16 protein-coding genes are annotated in these 15,158 nt (G+C 67.1%); 2 read left to right on the forward strand and 14 right to left on the reverse strand.

Annotation, left to right across the window (positions count from 1 at the left end):
- Nucleotides 1-87: 87 nt before the first annotated feature.
- Complete coding sequence (locus NI1_RS34660) at nucleotides 88-900, reverse strand: carboxymuconolactone decarboxylase family protein (protein ID WP_067830011.1); 813 nt, start codon at nucleotides 898-900, stop codon at nucleotides 88-90.
- Nucleotides 901-1,041: 141 nt separating this feature from the next.
- Between NI1_RS34660 and NI1_RS34665 the strand changes: the two genes are divergently transcribed.
- The gene (locus NI1_RS34665) at nucleotides 1,042-1,617 is read left to right on the forward strand and encodes a TetR/AcrR family transcriptional regulator (protein ID WP_067830014.1); all 576 of its coding nucleotides are present in this window, start codon (nucleotides 1,042-1,044) and stop codon (nucleotides 1,615-1,617) included.
- A gap of 7 nt (nucleotides 1,618-1,624) precedes the next feature.
- Here the strand turns inward: NI1_RS34665 and NI1_RS34670 are convergent, their stop codons facing one another.
- Complete coding sequence (locus NI1_RS34670; RefSeq protein ID WP_067830017.1) at nucleotides 1,625-2,164, reverse strand: TetR/AcrR family transcriptional regulator; 540 nt, start codon at nucleotides 2,162-2,164, stop codon at nucleotides 1,625-1,627.
- Between the two features lie 108 nt (nucleotides 2,165-2,272).
- On the opposite strand from NI1_RS34670, the gene NI1_RS34675 reads away from it, so the two are divergent.
- Nucleotides 2,273-2,686 (forward strand): organic hydroperoxide resistance protein, encoded by a 414-nt coding sequence (locus tag NI1_RS34675; protein ID WP_067830020.1) that lies wholly within the window; start codon nucleotides 2,273-2,275, stop codon nucleotides 2,684-2,686.
- 6 nt (nucleotides 2,687-2,692) lie between these two features.
- Here the strand turns inward: NI1_RS34675 and NI1_RS34680 are convergent, their stop codons facing one another.
- The 12 genes from NI1_RS34680 to NI1_RS34735 all read right to left on the reverse strand — a co-directional run bounded on the left by NI1_RS34680 (nucleotide 2,693) and on the right by NI1_RS34735 (nucleotide 15,158).
- Nucleotides 2,693-3,229 (reverse strand): C40 family peptidase, encoded by a 537-nt coding sequence (locus NI1_RS34680; RefSeq protein WP_067830023.1) that lies wholly within the window; start codon nucleotides 3,227-3,229, stop codon nucleotides 2,693-2,695.
- A 120-nt stretch (nucleotides 3,230-3,349) separates the two neighbouring features.
- Complete coding sequence (locus tag NI1_RS34685) at nucleotides 3,350-4,300, reverse strand: SMP-30/gluconolactonase/LRE family protein (protein WP_067830025.1); 951 nt, start codon at nucleotides 4,298-4,300, stop codon at nucleotides 3,350-3,352.
- Between the two features lie 160 nt (nucleotides 4,301-4,460).
- Entirely contained in the window at nucleotides 4,461-7,622 is a 3,162-nt protein-coding gene (gene ileS, locus NI1_RS34690) for an isoleucine--tRNA ligase (protein ID WP_067830028.1), read from the reverse strand.
- Nucleotides 7,623-7,939: 317 nt separating this feature from the next.
- Nucleotides 7,940-8,143, reverse strand: a complete 204-nt coding sequence (locus tag NI1_RS34695) for a hypothetical protein (RefSeq protein ID WP_067830386.1) — start codon at nucleotides 8,141-8,143, stop codon at nucleotides 7,940-7,942.
- A 102-nt stretch (nucleotides 8,144-8,245) separates the two neighbouring features.
- Entirely contained in the window at nucleotides 8,246-9,073 is an 828-nt protein-coding gene (gene wag31, locus NI1_RS34700; RefSeq protein WP_067830030.1) for a DivIVA-like cell division protein Wag31, read from the reverse strand.
- Between the two features lie 72 nt (nucleotides 9,074-9,145).
- On the reverse strand, nucleotides 9,146-9,448 hold the full coding sequence (locus NI1_RS34705) for a YggT family protein (RefSeq protein ID WP_067830032.1): 303 nt from the start codon (nucleotides 9,446-9,448) through the stop codon (nucleotides 9,146-9,148).
- Between the two features lie 250 nt (nucleotides 9,449-9,698).
- Nucleotides 9,699-10,496 (reverse strand): cell division protein SepF, encoded by a 798-nt coding sequence (locus NI1_RS34710; protein WP_067830034.1) that lies wholly within the window; start codon nucleotides 10,494-10,496, stop codon nucleotides 9,699-9,701.
- Nucleotides 10,497-10,600: 104 nt separating this feature from the next.
- Nucleotides 10,601-11,383, reverse strand: coding sequence for a YggS family pyridoxal phosphate-dependent enzyme (locus NI1_RS34715; protein ID WP_084524192.1), 783 nt, complete (start codon nucleotides 11,381-11,383; stop codon nucleotides 10,601-10,603).
- A complete protein-coding gene (gene pgeF / locus NI1_RS34720; RefSeq protein ID WP_067830037.1) occupies nucleotides 11,380-12,120 on the reverse strand; it encodes a peptidoglycan editing factor PgeF in 741 nt (246 codons plus the stop codon). The genes NI1_RS34715 and pgeF overlap by 4 nt, the downstream gene beginning before the upstream one ends.
- A gap of 66 nt (nucleotides 12,121-12,186) precedes the next feature.
- Complete coding sequence (locus tag NI1_RS34725; protein WP_157535503.1) at nucleotides 12,187-12,603, reverse strand: hypothetical protein; 417 nt, start codon at nucleotides 12,601-12,603, stop codon at nucleotides 12,187-12,189.
- An 89-nt stretch (nucleotides 12,604-12,692) separates the two neighbouring features.
- Complete coding sequence (gene ftsZ / locus NI1_RS34730; RefSeq protein WP_067830044.1) at nucleotides 12,693-13,931, reverse strand: cell division protein FtsZ; 1,239 nt, start codon at nucleotides 13,929-13,931, stop codon at nucleotides 12,693-12,695.
- A gap of 324 nt (nucleotides 13,932-14,255) precedes the next feature.
- A complete protein-coding gene (locus NI1_RS34735) occupies nucleotides 14,256-15,158 on the reverse strand; it encodes a cell division protein FtsQ/DivIB (RefSeq protein WP_084524193.1) in 903 nt (300 codons plus the stop codon).

Here is a 15,158-nt window from a genome sequence, read left to right on the forward strand (position 1 = left end):
CCCACCAGCTTTCGAGAACCGCATATCAATATCTGAGATATATATGATCCCGGAATCGGATGAACAGGTCATTCACGCCTTTGCTCATCAGTCCTTCCGCTCACCGAACACCTCACGCGCCGCGGCGATCGCATTGAGCGCGGCCGGGAAGCCGCCGTAACCCGCCATCTGGATGATCGTCTCCACGGCCTCCTCGCGGGTGCCGCCGACATTGAGCAGACCGTGCAGGTGCACGCGGAGCTGCGGGCCCGCGGTGCCCAGGACGGTGCAGGCGGCGACGGTGGCCAGCTCGCGGGTCCTCAGATCCGGGCCGGGCCGCGAATAGATGTCGCCGAAGCAGAATTCGATGAGGTAGCGGCCGAGATCGGGCGCGACGTCGGCGAGGGCGGCGAAGATATGGTCGGCCGCGTCGCCGTCCACTTCGGCCAGCTTGGCGACGCCGCGCCGGTATCGCTGCTCGGTGGTCTCCTCCGGCCGGACCGCGCTGTCGGACACCGGGTTTCCAGCCTCGGGCCGATCGGCGAAGGCGGCGCGCGCCACGGTGAGGCCGTTGAGCGCGGCCGGGAAGCCGGCGTAGATCGCGGTATGCACGATGATCTCCACGATCTCGGCCGGCGTGACGCCGACATTGAGCGCGCCGTCGATATGCCAGCGCAGCTGCGGGGCGGCGTGACCGAGCGCGGTGAGGGCCGCGACATTGATGATCTGCCGCTGCGGCAAGGTGAGGCCGGTGCGCGAATAGATGTCGCCGTAACCGAATTCGACGACATAGCGGCCCAGGTCGGGGGCGATATCGGCGAGCGATTCGACGACCGCGCGGCCGTTCGGCCCGCCGACCTGATCGAGGACGGTGAGGCCGCGCTCGAAGCGGGCGGCGGAGGTTTCGGCGGGCGTGCTCATGGCGGCTTCTTTCGACGATGGTGCGGGGCGGGATCGACCTGAGCGAACGAGACGGTCCGTCTCGTCTCCTGACGCTAGCCGCGAGTTCGAGCCACTGTCAAGACGAGACGTTGCGTCTCGTTCTAGGCTAGGCTCTACCCCGTGACCCCACCGCCAAATCCCGAATTGCGCAGCCCGCGCTCCCATCAGGCCATCCTGGACGCCACCTGGGAGCTGGCCGTGCGCAACGGCTACGGCAAACTCACCATCGAGGCGATCGCCGCGCAGGCCGGGGTCGGTAAGCAGACCATCTACCGGTGGTGGCCGTCCAAGGGCGCGCTCGCGCTGGACACCATCAACGATCAGCTCGGCACCACCACCGATTTCCCCGACACCGGCGATATCGCGGCCGACCTGAAGACCCAGATCACCGGGCTCGCAACGGCTTTGGCGGGCGACGTGGGCGGGGTCTATCGCGGCGTGATCGCCGAGGCGCAGACCGATCCGCGCCTCGCCGACGCCGTGCGGGCGACCATTATCGATCCGCGCGCCGCCGAATGCCGCCGCCGCCTCGAAACCGCCATCGCCGCCGGGCAATTGCGCGCCGACCTGCCGCCGGCGACCATGATCCAGCTGCTCTATGGCCCGGTGTACTTCCGGTTCCTGCTCGGGGTCGCGGACGTCGCCGAGTCCCCCGCGCTCATCGAGAACGTGCTGGACGGACTACGTCCGCGCTGATCAAGCGTCAGCGGGATGCCAAGTGCGACAGTGCCGTTCGCACCCCGGCCCGGACCGTCTCCGCATCGCCCACCCCGCCGCTGACGGCCACCCCGTCGCGGGTCAGCAGCAGCGCCCGGGCCGTCTGCCCGGGATCGGGGTGCCCGGCCGCGATCAGCCGATCCGACATCAGATCACGGAACCAGGCGCGGTAGTCGTCGACCACCTTGCGCACGGCGTGGCCGGGATCCGGAAACTCCACGGCCGCATTGAGAAACGGGCAGCCCCGGAACCCCGGCCCGCAGCTCAGTTCGCCGAGCCGCTCGAAAATCAGCACGATGCTGTCGATTCCGCCGCCGGGCACCGCCTCGAGCACGCCGCGCTGCCGCTCGTACTCGCGAATCAGGTAGGCGACGACGAGGTCTTCCTTGGTCTTGAAATGCCGGTAGAAGGTGGCCTTGGCGATTCCGGCCTCGGCGATGATGCGGTCGATACCCACCGTGTGGATGCCCTCGGCGTAGAACAGCCGGGTGGCGGTGTCGAGCAGACGCTCACGAGCCTCGCTCATCGCTGACCTGCACTTCCTTCCGAATCGGAACTTCCCTGTTGACGATAGCAGACAGATCTGTCTACCCTCGGAGAGCAAGTGAACAGACAAGTCTGTCTAGGAGGAATCATGGCCCCCATGTACACCGCAGTCGCCACCTCGGTCGGTCGCGAAGGCCGCTCGGTCAGCGATGACGGCATCCTCGATCTGACCCTCGCGCGCCCCAAGGAGCTGGGCGGCGACGGCCAGGGCACCAACCCCGAGCAGCTCTTCGCGGCCGGCTACTCGGCCTGTTTCGCCAGCGCCATGCAGCTGGTCGCCAAGCGGATGAAGATCGAGGCCGAGGATGCCGCGGTCACCGCCGAGGTCGGCCTGAACGCCAAGGAGGGCGGCGGCTTCTCGCTCTCGGTCGTGCTGCGCGTCGAACTGCCGGAGCATCTGCACAACGAGACCGGTAAGCAGCTGGTCGAGACCGCGCACCAGGTGTGCCCGTACTCGAACGCCACCCGGGGCAATATCCCGGTGGAACTGGTTGTGGAGTAACGAGATTCAGTAGAAACGGCGAATGTCGTAGATATCGAAGTCCGACAGCGGGGTGAGACCGACCGGCACACCCGGACTGTGGGCATTGAGAATATTGCCGCCTCCCGCGTAGATGCCGACGTGGGAGGCGTCGCCGTTCAAGATGATGATGTCGCCGGGTTGCAGTGCGCCGTAGGGGACCTCGAGTCCGGCGTCGGCCTGCTGCCAGGTGGTGCGCGGCATATCGATGCCGACGCTGCGGAAGGCCCACTGCACCAGCCCGGAGCAGTCCCAGGCGTCCGGGCCGGTGCCGCCCCACAGATACGGCTTTCCGGTCTGCGTGGTGGCCAAACCCAGGGCCGCCATGGCACGCGGACTGGCTAGCGGGAGATTCGCCGAACCGCTGGCGCTGCCGGAAGCGGAACCGCTCGCACTTCCGGACGCGGATCCCGAGGCGGAGCCGGAGTCCGCCGAGACCAAGCCGGACGTAATAGCATTTGACGTCGTCAGTGCGGTGATAGTGAGTATGAGTACGGATAATCGGCGTAGCAGTCTGCGTGTCATGCACGTGTCCCTTGCATCAGGTAATGCGGTGAACAACTCGATTGCTATCAATTAGCTGTTCTATCGCATCTGCCACACTGGCCACAAGGGGAACAAACCGGGCGTGTCTCGAGATCCAGGTCACGCCGCGATCGCCGGGAGTGCGGCGAGCACCACCCGGTTGTCGGCCACGGCGGGGATCCAGACACTCAGACCGTCCGGGTCGAGGGCGACGTCGGCGGGGCCGTGCAGCGGGACCGGAGTGGCGACGGCGGCCGAGGCGGTGCCGTCCGGGCTGTAGACGGTGACCGCGCCGGGCTCGTCACCCGGCGTCGAAACCCAGTCGGAGACAACCGCATCGCCGTTCGGGCGGATCGCCACACCGTCGTAGATGCCGAAGAGGGTGCCGAAGCGCACCGGGGTCACCGTCTCTGCGGTCAGGTCGAGGCGATAGACGTTGCCGCCACCGAAATCGACGCCCAGCGCGGCCACATAGGCCACCTGACCGGCGGGATCCACGGCGATGCCATTGGCCCCGGACATGCCTTTGGACAGCAGCGCGAACTGCCGGGTTTCCAGGTCGAGCCGATACACCGAGGCGGCCATGGTGTCGGTGACCAGCAAGGTCGTCGGGTTCAGCACGGCGATGTCGTTCAACAGACCGGCCTTGCCCATGGCCGCCACGAACACCTGCTCGCGAGTGTCCATGTCGTAGCCGACAATTCGATCCACATCCGCGACGTAGAGGTTATTGCCGATGTGCGCCATACCCTTCGGGGCGTTCAGGACCGGATCACCCTCGCGCGGTAGGGCTTTCGCCTCCACGACCGACCCGTCGGCAGTCAGTTCCGACAGGAAGCCGTCGCCGTCCTTCACCTGTGGGTCGGCGGTGCCCATATTGGACACGAACACCCTGTTTCCGGCGAAGTGCACCGACTCCGGTGCCGAGAAGCCTTCGAGGACCGCGGTTTTCGCGATCGGCGCCGGAGGGGCGACGGCGCTGCTGCCCTCGGCGGTCGTGGTGCCCGGAACGACGATATCCCCTTGGTGCACGGTGCATCCGGCCGCCAACAACACCAGAAGTACACCCAACCGCCTGCCCCGCATCCTGTCCCTTTCGACAAAGGATCAATCGGACATAGCAGTTGGCTATATTACCGGCGGGGGTGCCTCTACCAGCGCAGCGACATGAGCGCAAAACCGGGCCCGCCGCAGTAGCGGCGGGCCCGGCAGTCTTGCGAAAGCGCCCCGATCACGCCTTGGTGAGCGACACCCGCACCCCGCCCACGATCTCGGCGGCCTCGACGCCGGCATCACCGAAAGTGAGTGCGGTGGCGAGGATTTCACCGGCGATCAGCTCGCGGTGGGTCTCCGCCCAGCCCAGCCGCTCGGCCGGGACGTCGAGGACCACGGTGATGCGGTCCGAGACATCCAGGCCCCGGGACTTGCGGGTCTCCTGGAGATCGCGGATCAGGTCGCGGGCCCAGCCCTCGGCCTCCAGCTCCTCGGTGACCACCGAATCCAGCACCACCAGACCACTGTTGCCGGGCAGCGCCGCGGTGGATTCGGGTTCGGCGGCGACCAGGCGCTGGGTGTACTCCTCGGGCAGCAGCGCGATCCCGGCCGCGGTGACGGTACCGTCGGCGGCCTCACTCCACTCGCCGGCCTTGACCGCCTTGATCACCGTCTGCACCTGCTTGCCCAGGCGCGGACCGGCGGCGCGGGCGTTCACCACCAGTTCGAAGCGGCCGTGCGCGGCCACATCGGTGGTGAGGTCGACCTTCTTGACATTGACCTCGTCGGCGATCAGATCGGCGAACTCACGCAGCCGTTCCGCGTCGGCGGCGGCCACGGTGACCTCCGACAGCGGCAGCCGCACCCGCAGGTTCTGGGCCTTGCGCAGGCTCAGCACCGTCGAGCAGACCGTGCGCACCTCGTCCATCGCCGAGACCAGTTCCGGATCCTGCGGCAGCTCCGCGGCGGCCGGCCAGTCGGTCAGGTGCACCGAGCGACCACCGGTCAGGCCCCGCCAGATCACCTCGGAGATCAGCGGCAGCAGCGGCGCGGCCAGACGCGTGGTCACCTCCAGCACCGTGTGCAGGGTGTCGATGGCGTCGCGGTCCTCTTCCCAGAAGCGCGAACGCGACCGGCGCACATACCAATTGGTGAGGGCGTCGGCGAAGGTGCGCAGCTCGTCGCAGGCCCCGGCGATGTCGTTGATCTCCAGCGCCGCGGTCATGACCTCGCGGGTCTGCGCCAGCTTGGCCAGGATGTACCGGTCCAGCACGTGCGTGGAGTCGGTGCGCCAGGCGCCCGGCTTCGAGGCGTACAGCTGGAGGAAGGTCCACGCGTTCCACAACGGGCGCAGCGCGTGGCTGACGCCTTCGCGGATGCCGCGCTCGGTGACGATGAGGTTGCCGCCCCGCAGGATCGGCGAGCTCATCAGGAACCAGCGCATGGCATCGGAGCCGTCGCGATCGAAGACCTCGTTGACGTCCGGGTAGTTGCCCTTGGACTTGGACATCTTGAGGCCGTCGTCGCCGAGCACGATGCCGTGCGCCGCGACGGTCTTGAAGGCCGGGCGGTCGAAGAGCGCGGTGGCCAGCACGTGCAGCGTGTAGAACCAGCCGCGGGTCTGGCCGTTGTACTCGACGATGAAGTCGCCCGGATTGTGGCCGGGGATACCGGCGGCCTCGGAGCCGTCGAACCAGTCCTTGTTCTCGAACGGGTAGTGCACCTGCGCGAACGGCATGGAGCCCGATTCGAACCAGCAGTCCAGGACCTCGGGGGTGCGCCGCATCATCGACTTCCCGGTCGGGTCATCGGGATTCGGGCGCACCAGATCGTCGATCATGGGCCGGTGCAGGTCGGTCGGGCGCACGCCGAAGTCCCGCTCGAGCGCGTCGAGCGAGCCGTACACGTCCACGCGCGGGTAGGCCGGATCGTCCGAAACCCACACGGGGATGGGCGAACCCCAGTAGCGGTTGCGGCTGATGTTCCAGTCGCGCGCGCCCTCGAGCCATTTGCCGAACTGGCCGTCGCGGATGTGCTCGGGCACCCAGGTGATCTGCTGGTTGAGCTCCACCATGCGATCGCGGAACTTGGTGACCGCCACGAACCAGGACGGCACCGCCATATAGATGAGCGGCTGCCCGGAACGCCAGCTGTGCGGGTAGGAGTGCTCGATCGTCTCGTGCCGCAGCAGCTTTCCGGCCGCCTTGAGGTCCTTGATGATGACCGGGTTGGCGTCGAAGACCATCAGGCCCTCGTACGGCGGCACCATCGAGGTGAACTTGCCGCCCGCGTCCAGGGGCTGCACCAGTTCGATGCCCGCGGCCGAGGCGACGTCCATATCCTCTTCACCGAAGGCCGGTGCGAGGTGGACGATGCCGGTGCCGGAGTCGGTGGTGACGTAGTCGGCGTTCAGCACGCGGTGCGCGTTCGGGTGACCCACGAAGAAGTCGAACGGCGGCGCGTAGCGCAAATCGGCCAGCGCCGCACCCGAATGCTCGGACAGCACGGCCGGTTCGTCGCCGAGTTCGCGGGCGTAGTGCGAGACCCGTTCGGCGGCAAGCAGGTAGCGCTTGCCGTCCTTGCCCTCGACATGCGCGTAGGTGACATCGGGGTGCACCGCGATGGCGAGGTTGGACGGCAGCGTCCACGGCGTGGTGGTCCAGATGAGCGCGTTCGCGCCGTCGAGCTGATGCAGCGGGTGATCGGCTGGCACCGACAGCACCATGTCCACGGTGACCGCCGGATCCTGGCGCATCTTGTACGCGTCGTCCAGGCGGGTCTCCTGATTCGACAGCGGGGTCTGCTCGTACCAGCTGTAGGGCAGCACCCGGAAGCCCTGATAGATCAAACCCTTGTCGTACAACGACTTGAACGCCCACATGACCGATTCCATGAAGTCGAGGTCGAGGGTTTTGTAGTCGTTGTCGAAGTCGACCCAGCGCGCCTGACGGGTCACATAGTTACGCCACTCGTTGGTGTAACGAAGCACCGAGGATTTACACGCGGCATTGAATTCCGCGAGCCCCATGGCATCGATCTGTGATTTGTCCGTGATACCCAGCTGCTTCTCAGCTTCGATTTCCGCGGGCAGTCCGTGAGTATCCCAGCCGAATCGCCGTTCGACCTTCTTACCGCGCATGGTTTGGAAACGCGGGATCAAATCCTTGACGTATCCGGTCAGCAGATGACCGTAGTGCGGCAGGCCGTTCGCGAACGGCGGGCCGTCGTAGAAGACGAATTCCTCTGCATCGGAACGGTTCTCGATGCTGGCCCGGAAGGTGTCGTCGGCGCTCCAGTACTCGAGCACGCGCTGCTCCAGCTCCGGGAACGACACCGGGCCGCCGGTCGCGGCCAGTTCGACCCGGGGGTACGCATTGCGGGTAGTCGTCTCGTCCGCCATCGCGGGCCTCTCGTCTCCTCGTGCCATTCACCTGGTAGGCACGGGGACGATGCCGGCGCTCGGTGCGCCTTTACCGCGGTACCACCCCGCTTGCCCGGCCGCGACGAGACGTATGCGGACGAGCCACTTCATTGCGAGCTGTGACGGGCTCACCCGTTCGGTTCTAATGAGCGCTCGCGCGCCGTTCTTCCGAAAGCTCCCCGGTGATGGCCGGATCGACGCCGTACTGCTGTGTCCGATTCTAGCGGGGCGGGTCCAGTGGATATTCTCCCGGCCCGGCCGCTCCAGGTCGCTTGCCGAAACCTGTTGCCGGAAACCTAATGCCGAGCGTGCCTGCCGCCGGGATGCGACTCGGCGTCTTCATCGTCGTCCCGCAGCGACAACGCGCTCACCAGCAATAACACCGCACCGATCACACACACCACGATGCAGCCCCACGCCCAGAGCACCGAACCGGTGGTCAGCGCGGTTACCAGCAAGCCGAAGCCGATGGCCGCGAGCACGAGCGTCACTACGAGCAAGAGCACCAACCCCTAGCGCTGTGTCGATAGCGGCGGTGGAGGTACCGCGCCGCCCGGCCGGCTGGACCGGGCAATGCGACACCGATGTCCGTAGTTACGAGTTTACTTGCCGCCCTTCAGGAGTGCGCCGTTGCCGGAGGCGCCCTCACCGAACTCGCCGCCGTCGACCGGGACCGCGGAGCCGCGGTTCTCCAGCTCTTCCAGCTGCGATTCCAGGTACGACTTCAGGCGCACCCGGTACTCGCGCTCGAAGGTCTTGAGCTGCTCGATCCGGCTCTCCAGCACGCTGCGCTGCTGGGTGATGGTGGCCATGATCTCGGTGTGCTTGCGCTCGGCGTCGGCCTGGAGGGCGTCGGCCTTCTCCTTGGCCTGGCGGAGCTGGGAATCGGAGCGGTTCTGCGCGTCCGACAGCATGGCCTCGGCCTTCTGGCGGGAGTCGGCGATCATCGCTTCGGAGCGGGTGCGGGCATCGCTGACCAGACGCTCGGAGTTGGCTCTGGCGTTGGCGAGCAGCTGCTCGGCCTCGGTCTTGGCGTCGGAGGTGAGGCGGTCGGCCATCTCCTGGGCCAGCGAAAGCACCTTGGCGGCCTGCAAATTCGCGTCCGCGGAGGGGGCCTCGGCCTTGACCGGGGCGACCGGCACGGGGGCCGGCATCGGCGGCGGGGGCGCGACGGGGGCGGCCTTGACCGGCTCGGGCACCTGCGGACCCTTCACGGCCTGCACGGGGCCGCGGTTCTTCTTGGCATCGGCCAGTTCGGCATCCAGCTCGGCGACGCGCTGACGCAGATCCGCGTTCTCTTCGATGAGGCGTGAGAGCTCCTGCTCGACCAGGTCGAGGAAGGCGTCGACTTCATCCTCGTTGTAGCCGCGTTTCCCGATCGGTGGTTTGCTGAACGCGACGTTATGAACATCGGCGGGGGTCAGCGGCATGGAACGATCCCTTCACGCTTCGTATGGAGATCTAGCGGTAGATCTGGGCAAGCATTCTTTCGTGCCATTCTGTCACACCTGAGCTACCGACTGGCCGAGCGAGCCCGTGATCGTCATCAGGATGAAGACGATAAACAGCAGCACCATAATCGACAGATCGAGCCGAATTCCCCCAAGATTCACGGGGGGTATCAAACGCCTCAGAAGTTTCACCGGCGGGTCCGTGATCGTGAAGATCACCTCGAGGATGACCACCACGATGCCGGACGGCCGCCAGTCCCGGGCGAAGCTGCGAATGAACTCGACGATGACCCTGGCGATCAGCAACAGCCAGAAGACGAAGAGCAGCAAGTACAACACCTGGAAGAGGGCCACCGCACCACTCTGCCTCAGAATCCATGATCAGCAAAACAGAAACACGGATCGTGCCGGTCACAGTAAGATTCCCCCGCTATGATGCGCTCCCCCGCACGTCGAATCGGCCGTTGAATCGGTCATCCGCGCGACAGCGACTACGTCGCAACCCCCGTTGACGAACGGCAATTATCGTTGCCGCCGTTTACTTTTGGTCGCGGCTCGCCCCCACGCGCCACCGCAACCGAAACTTCCGAACCGGTACAGCTACTTACTTCTGGTTGTAGAAACCGTTTTCGGCGATGCGGCGGCGTTCCTCGGCGGAGACGTCGACGTCGGCGGGCGAGAGCAGGAAGACCTTGGTGGCCACCTTGTCGAACGAACCACGCAGCGCGAAGGCGAGTCCCGCGGCGAAGTCGACCAGGCGACGGGCGTCGGAGTTGCTCATCTCGACCAGGTCCATGATCACCGGGGTGCCGTCGCGGAAGCGCTCGCCGATGATGGCGGCCTCGGCATAGGTGCGCGGGCGCAGCGTCGTGATCTTGGACAAGGGGCCTCCGTCCTCGAAGATCTGCGAACGGCGCGGGGCGGGCGGCTCCAGCCGGCGCTCCTCCATCCGCAGTTCTTCCATGCGCCGCTCGGCCTCGGTGTCGACGGCCAGGGCGCCGCGGGTCGCGCCGCGCATGGTGGGCGCGGTGCCGCCCATGGTGCGGGTGCGGCTGGAGGGCGCGGTGTCGATCCGGGTGGGGCGACGCGGCGCGTCGTAGCGATCGTCGGCGTCGTAGCCGCGCTCACGCTCGTCCGCGTAGTCGTCCCGGCGCGAGACCGGGTAGGCCGGCTTGTACGGCGCCTTGTAGGACGGCTCGGCGTACGCCGGCTCGTCGTCGTAGCGCTCGTCGGTGTACCGGTCGTACTCGCGATCGGCGTAGGAACGGGGGGCACGACGCTGGCCACGCTCGTCGGCGCTCCGGCTCGGCCCGCTCACGCCACGATCGTCGACATAGTCGTCTTCGTAATCCTCGAGCGGAACCATCCCGAAGTACGCCTTGAACTTGTGCAGCGTGCTCATCTGGTCGACCTTCCTTCGGCCCCGGTTGGCCTGGGGTGTTGTCCTGCTCAGCCCTCGTCTGCCAACAAGCATATGTTTCAAATGTGACTGATGAGGTTTCTTTGCTACGCCGAGGTTATCGGTCGCGCGCCCATCAACGCGGTTCCGACACGCACGCACGTGGATCCGTGGCGGATAGCGGCCTCCAAATCGTTTGACATACCCGCCGACAGCTCTGTGGCCTGGGGATGTGCCGTCAGAAGTGAACCGTGCAGCCGGGCGAGTCGCTCGAAGGCGGCGTCCGGGTCGGCATCCAGCGGCGGGATCGCCATCAAGCCTCCGAGCTGCAACGATTCGGCCGCGGCGACCCGATCGGCGAGGGTCAGCAATTCCGCTTCGTAGGCGCCGCCGCGCGCCGGGTCGGCATCGAGACTGACTTGCAGCAGCACCCGCAGCGGGGTGTCGCGCTCGCCCGCTTCGAGGGCTGCTTTCGCACCGGCGTCCAGGGTGCTTGCCAACCGGTCGGAATCGACCGAATAGACCGTATTTGCCCAGCGTGCAACGGATTTCGCCTTGTTGCGCTGGAGCCGACCGATAAATTCCCAGCGCACTCGAGACAGGTGGCGCAACTGCGCCACCTTGTCCGAAGCCTCCTGTTCCCGGGACTCGCCGAACTCGCGCAGCCCCAGGCCATAGAGGATCTCGATATCCGAAGCCGGATGGAACTTGGTGACCGGCAGCAGCCGGACTTCATCAGGACTACGCCCTGCGGCCCGGCAGGCTGCGTCGATACGCTCGGTGAGCGCCCGCAGCGACGCGGCCAGTTGCCCGGCCCGTCCCTCGCCGATAGTGACCTGCGCCTCGTTCGCCACGTCGGAACCCCTTGCGGTGACCCCGTTTTCGGTCATTCTGCGGATCCTTCCGATGCCATCCAAATCACACCGGCGAGTCTTCCAGTCGGCGCGCCACGGCGGTGGCTGAACAGCGTCTTGTCCTCGATGGTGCAGCGCGGATCCATGGCGACCGCCGCCACGCCCGCCGCCTCCAACTGCCGGCGGATGCCCGCGCGCAGATCCAGCCCCGGCGTCCCCTTCACCGTGGTGGTCGCGCTCCCCGGCAGATGTGCCTCGACATCGGCGCGCATGGCGGCGGGCACCTCGTACTGGCGACCGCTGGCCGCCGGTCCGAGGAACGCGCCGATGCGCTCGGCCTTCGCCCCCACCGAAACCATCGCCTCCAGCACCCGCGGCACGATCCCGATCCGCGCCCCGATCCGCCCCGCGTGCACCGCCGCGATCACCCCGGCCTCGTCATCCGACAACAGAATCGGCACGCAGTCGGCGGTCAGCACCACCAGCGCCAGATCGCGCCGCGTGGTCACCAGCGCATCGGTAGCGGGCACCGGCTCGGATCGCGGACCGTCCACGATCTCCACGTTCCGCCCGTGGATCTGCTCCATCCACACCAACCGCTCGAACGGCAGCCCGATGCTCTCCGCCAGCCGAACCCTGTTGCGCCGCACCGCCTCCGGATCGTCCCCGACGTGATCCCCGAGATTGAACGAATCGTAGGGCGCCTGCGAGAAGCCCCCCGCCCGGGACGTCACCACTCGTCTGGTCCGGAAAACCGGTGCCGCTGAAGTCATGTCTACGAGGGTAGTGGTGAACTCCCCGCAATCACGCCTCCGATCGGGCGAACGGGGTGTGACGAATCAGGCGGAAGTGTCGACGTACTCGGTCACCCGCACGTCCACGGCGGCCAGGTCTGCGGGGAATGACAGGTAGAGCCAGCGGGAATCGGAGACCACGGTGCCGAGGCCCTCGGCGAGGTGGTGTTCCAGGGTGACCGAGACGCGGTAGCGGCCGTCGTGCAGGCCGCGGTCGTGGAATTTGTCGGGGCCGAATCGGAACGGGTGCGGTAGCCGCATGCCGGTATCGATCCATTCGGCGGGGGCGGCGGGGCGCAGCACGGTGACGGTCGAGCGGCCGGAGCTGCCGGTCCAGTCGCGGAGGTGCTCATAGGTCATCGGGAGTGGGGCGCCGTCGATGAGGATGCGGAGCTGGCCGATGGCGGGGCCGCGTTCGATTCCGATTCGGCGACCGGCGATTTCGATCTCTTCGTCCTGCACGCCCGCCAATCTAGTGGTACCGCAGGGGGATACGACGCCGCGCCCGCTCCGGGTATCGGAGCGGGCGCGGCGGGGGTTCGTACGCCGGATCAGCGGCGCATGAAGGGCGGGACGTCCACCTCGTCGTCATCGTCGGAGGGCTGGATGTGCTCGCGGGAGTTGTGCTGCACCGTGGGCTCGACCGGGCGGGCCGGTTCGTAGGACGGGGCCGGGATGCGGGAGACCGGGGCCGGGGCGGGCTCGGGGGCGCGGGGGGCCGGTTCCGGGGTGCGGGGGGTGTATTCGGGGGCGGGGCGGGTGACCTCGCCGGCGGTCGCGCGGGCGGTGCCGATGGAAGAGGTCGGGAGGCGGCCGACCGCGGGTTCGATGCGACGGGCGGGGCCGCTGCCGTCGAAACCGGCGGCGATCACGGTGACTCGGACTTCGTCGCCGAGGGAGTCGTCGATGACCGTACCGAAGATGATGTTGGCCTCGATGTGGGCGGCTTCCTGGACCAGGGAGGCGGCTTCGTTGATCTCGAAGAGGCCGAGGTCGGAACCGCCGGCGATGGACAGCAGCACGCCGTGCGCGCCGTCCATCGATGCTTCCAGCAGGGGCGAATTGATCGCGGCTTCGGCGGCTTTCACCGATCGGCCGTCGCCGCGGGCGGAGCCGATGCCCATCAGCGCGCTGCCCGCGCCGGACATGACGGACTTGACGTCCGCGAAGTCGACGTTGATCAGGCCGGGGGTGGTGATCAGGTCGGTGATGCCCTGAACACCGTTGAGCAGCACCTCGTCGGCGGAGCGGAAGGCGTCCATCAGCGAGACGGCCGCGTCGCCCAGTTGGAGCAGGCGGTCGTTGGGGATGACGATGAGGGTGTCGCAGGACTCGCGCAGGCCCTGGATGCCGGCCTCGGCCTGGTTGCTGCGGCGCTTGCCCTCGAACGAGAACGGCCGGGTGACAACACCGATGGTGAGCGCGCCGAGCTTGCGGGCGATGCTGGCGACGACCGGCGCGCCACCGGTGCCGGTGCCACCGCCCTCACCGGCGGTCACGAAGACCATGTCGGCGCCCTTGAGCACCTCTTCGATCTCGTCCTTGTGGTCCTCGGCGGCCTTGCGGCCCACCTCGGGGTCGGCGCCGGCGCCGAGGCCGCGGGTCAGCTCGCGGCCGACATCGAGCTTGACGTCCGCATCGGACATCAGCAGCGCCTGCGCGTCGGTATTGACCGCGATGAACTCGACTCCCTTGAGTCCCTGTTCGATCATTCGGTTGACGGCGTTCACGCCGCCGCCGCCGATACCGACGACCTTGATCACAGCAAGGTAGTTGTGCGGGGGCGTCATGAGCGTTCGCCTTCCTTCGATCCAAAAAGCTTGTGTCGTCTTCGGAAACTCGGCACTACCGGAACCGGTTCGGTCTCGGTCCGATAAACCCTCAACCATAGGTTCAGCGTTATGTCAAGTATCCGACTGGTGCCGAACGGTATTCGCAGCCACCGCGTTACGGGCGCAGGCGCGCCGAACGTAGTACCAGAATCTTGTGTGATTCGGCTCGTCCGGCCCACTTGCGCATCGTATCTTGGACGGTTGCCCTCCGGTGCCGAGATCGGAACCGACGGTGACTTTCCGGCAAGCCGCCGAATATTCCGGCGGCCCAATGGGTATCGCTCACTTTACCGTGACCAGATTCGGACTCGAAATGTCGAACACCTTGCCGTCCTGGGTGAGCACCGGCATCACCACCGCCGCCTTGCGCGCGGAGTCGGCTACCCCACCCCACAGCACGGTACGGCCATCGCGCAACTCGAGAGCAATATCGGAGACCGAGCGCGCCACGATCTTCTCCACCTGGACGCGCAGATCCGGTGGGGCGGCGGCGATCACGGTCACGGCCGCCTTGGTCACCGGGTCGGCGCCGCCGGGATGGTCAGTGACCAGTTTGGGCAGGCTCGGCGACGGGGGTTCGATGGCGAATTCCACGCTGTCGCGATCGAGCAGGTGGGTGCCGTCGGGGCTGTCGAAATAGGCCACCGGGAGCCGTTCGTCCACCGTCACTTCGACCCTGGAGGGGAAGACCCGCTGCACGCGCGCGGATCGGACCTTGGGCAGGCCCGCGACGCGTTCGGCCATGGCGTTGGTGTCCAGGCGCAGCATGGACAGGCCCTCCGGAACTTGAAGGGCGTCCAGTACTTCCTGTTCCGGCACGCTGGACAGGCCGGTCACGCGCACCGTGCTGACCGAGATCACCGGCGTGAACCAGGCGACCAGTCCGAGTGCGATCACCAGCACGAAACCCACCGCGATGCCGATGCGGACCCGGCCGGACCGTAAGGCATTGCCGAGCCGCGACTCTCGCGCCGCACGACCGCGCCGCAGCCGGGCCCGGCGCGCCGCGGCGGCCGCATCTCCGGCGGCCTCCGCGCCGGTGCCGCCGGATCGCTTGCGCCCCGCGCGGCCGGTGGACCCGCGACGGTCAGCGGATTCCGGAACCTCGGCCTCGGAATCCGTTTCGTCCCAATCGTCCTCGTATCGGTCGCCGGATTCGCCGTCCACTCCCCCACCCGAGCTCAT

It is taken from the genome of Nocardia inohanensis NBRC 100128, from assembly GCF_001612945.1.
In the GTDB taxonomy this organism is placed as follows: domain Bacteria; phylum Actinomycetota; class Actinomycetes; order Mycobacteriales; family Mycobacteriaceae; genus Nocardia; species Nocardia inohanensis.

Excerpts from the sequence above, each read along its gene's own strand:
- NI1_RS34660 (WP_067830011.1), bottom strand. The coding sequence starts at position 900 with ATGAGCACGCCCGCCGAAACCTCCGCCGCCCGCTTCGAGCGCGGCCTC.
- NI1_RS34670 (WP_067830017.1), bottom strand. The coding sequence starts at position 2,164 with ATGAGCGAGGCTCGTGAGCGTCTGCTCGACACCGCCACCCGGCTGTTC.
- NI1_RS34675 (WP_067830020.1), top strand. The coding sequence starts at position 2,273 with ATGGCCCCCATGTACACCGCAGTCGCCACCTCGGTCGGTCGCGAAGGC.
- NI1_RS34680 (WP_067830023.1), bottom strand. The coding sequence starts at position 3,229 with ATGACACGCAGACTGCTACGCCGATTATCCGTACTCATACTCACTATC.
- ileS (WP_067830028.1), bottom strand. The coding sequence starts at position 7,622 with ATGGCGGACGAGACGACTACCCGCAATGCGTACCCCCGGGTCGAACTG.
- wag31 (WP_067830030.1), bottom strand. The coding sequence starts at position 9,073 with ATGCCGCTGACCCCCGCCGATGTTCATAACGTCGCGTTCAGCAAACCA.
- NI1_RS34710 (WP_067830034.1), bottom strand. The coding sequence starts at position 10,496 with ATGAGCACGCTGCACAAGTTCAAGGCGTACTTCGGGATGGTTCCGCTC.
- NI1_RS34715 (WP_084524192.1), bottom strand. The coding sequence starts at position 11,383 with ATGACCGAAAACGGGGTCACCGCAAGGGGTTCCGACGTGGCGAACGAG.
- pgeF (WP_067830037.1), bottom strand. The coding sequence starts at position 12,120 with ATGACTTCAGCGGCACCGGTTTTCCGGACCAGACGAGTGGTGACGTCC.
- ftsZ (WP_067830044.1), bottom strand. The coding sequence starts at position 13,931 with ATGACGCCCCCGCACAACTACCTTGCTGTGATCAAGGTCGTCGGTATC.
- NI1_RS34735 (WP_084524193.1), bottom strand. The coding sequence starts at position 15,158 with ATGAGCTCGGGTGGGGGAGTGGACGGCGAATCCGGCGACCGATACGAG.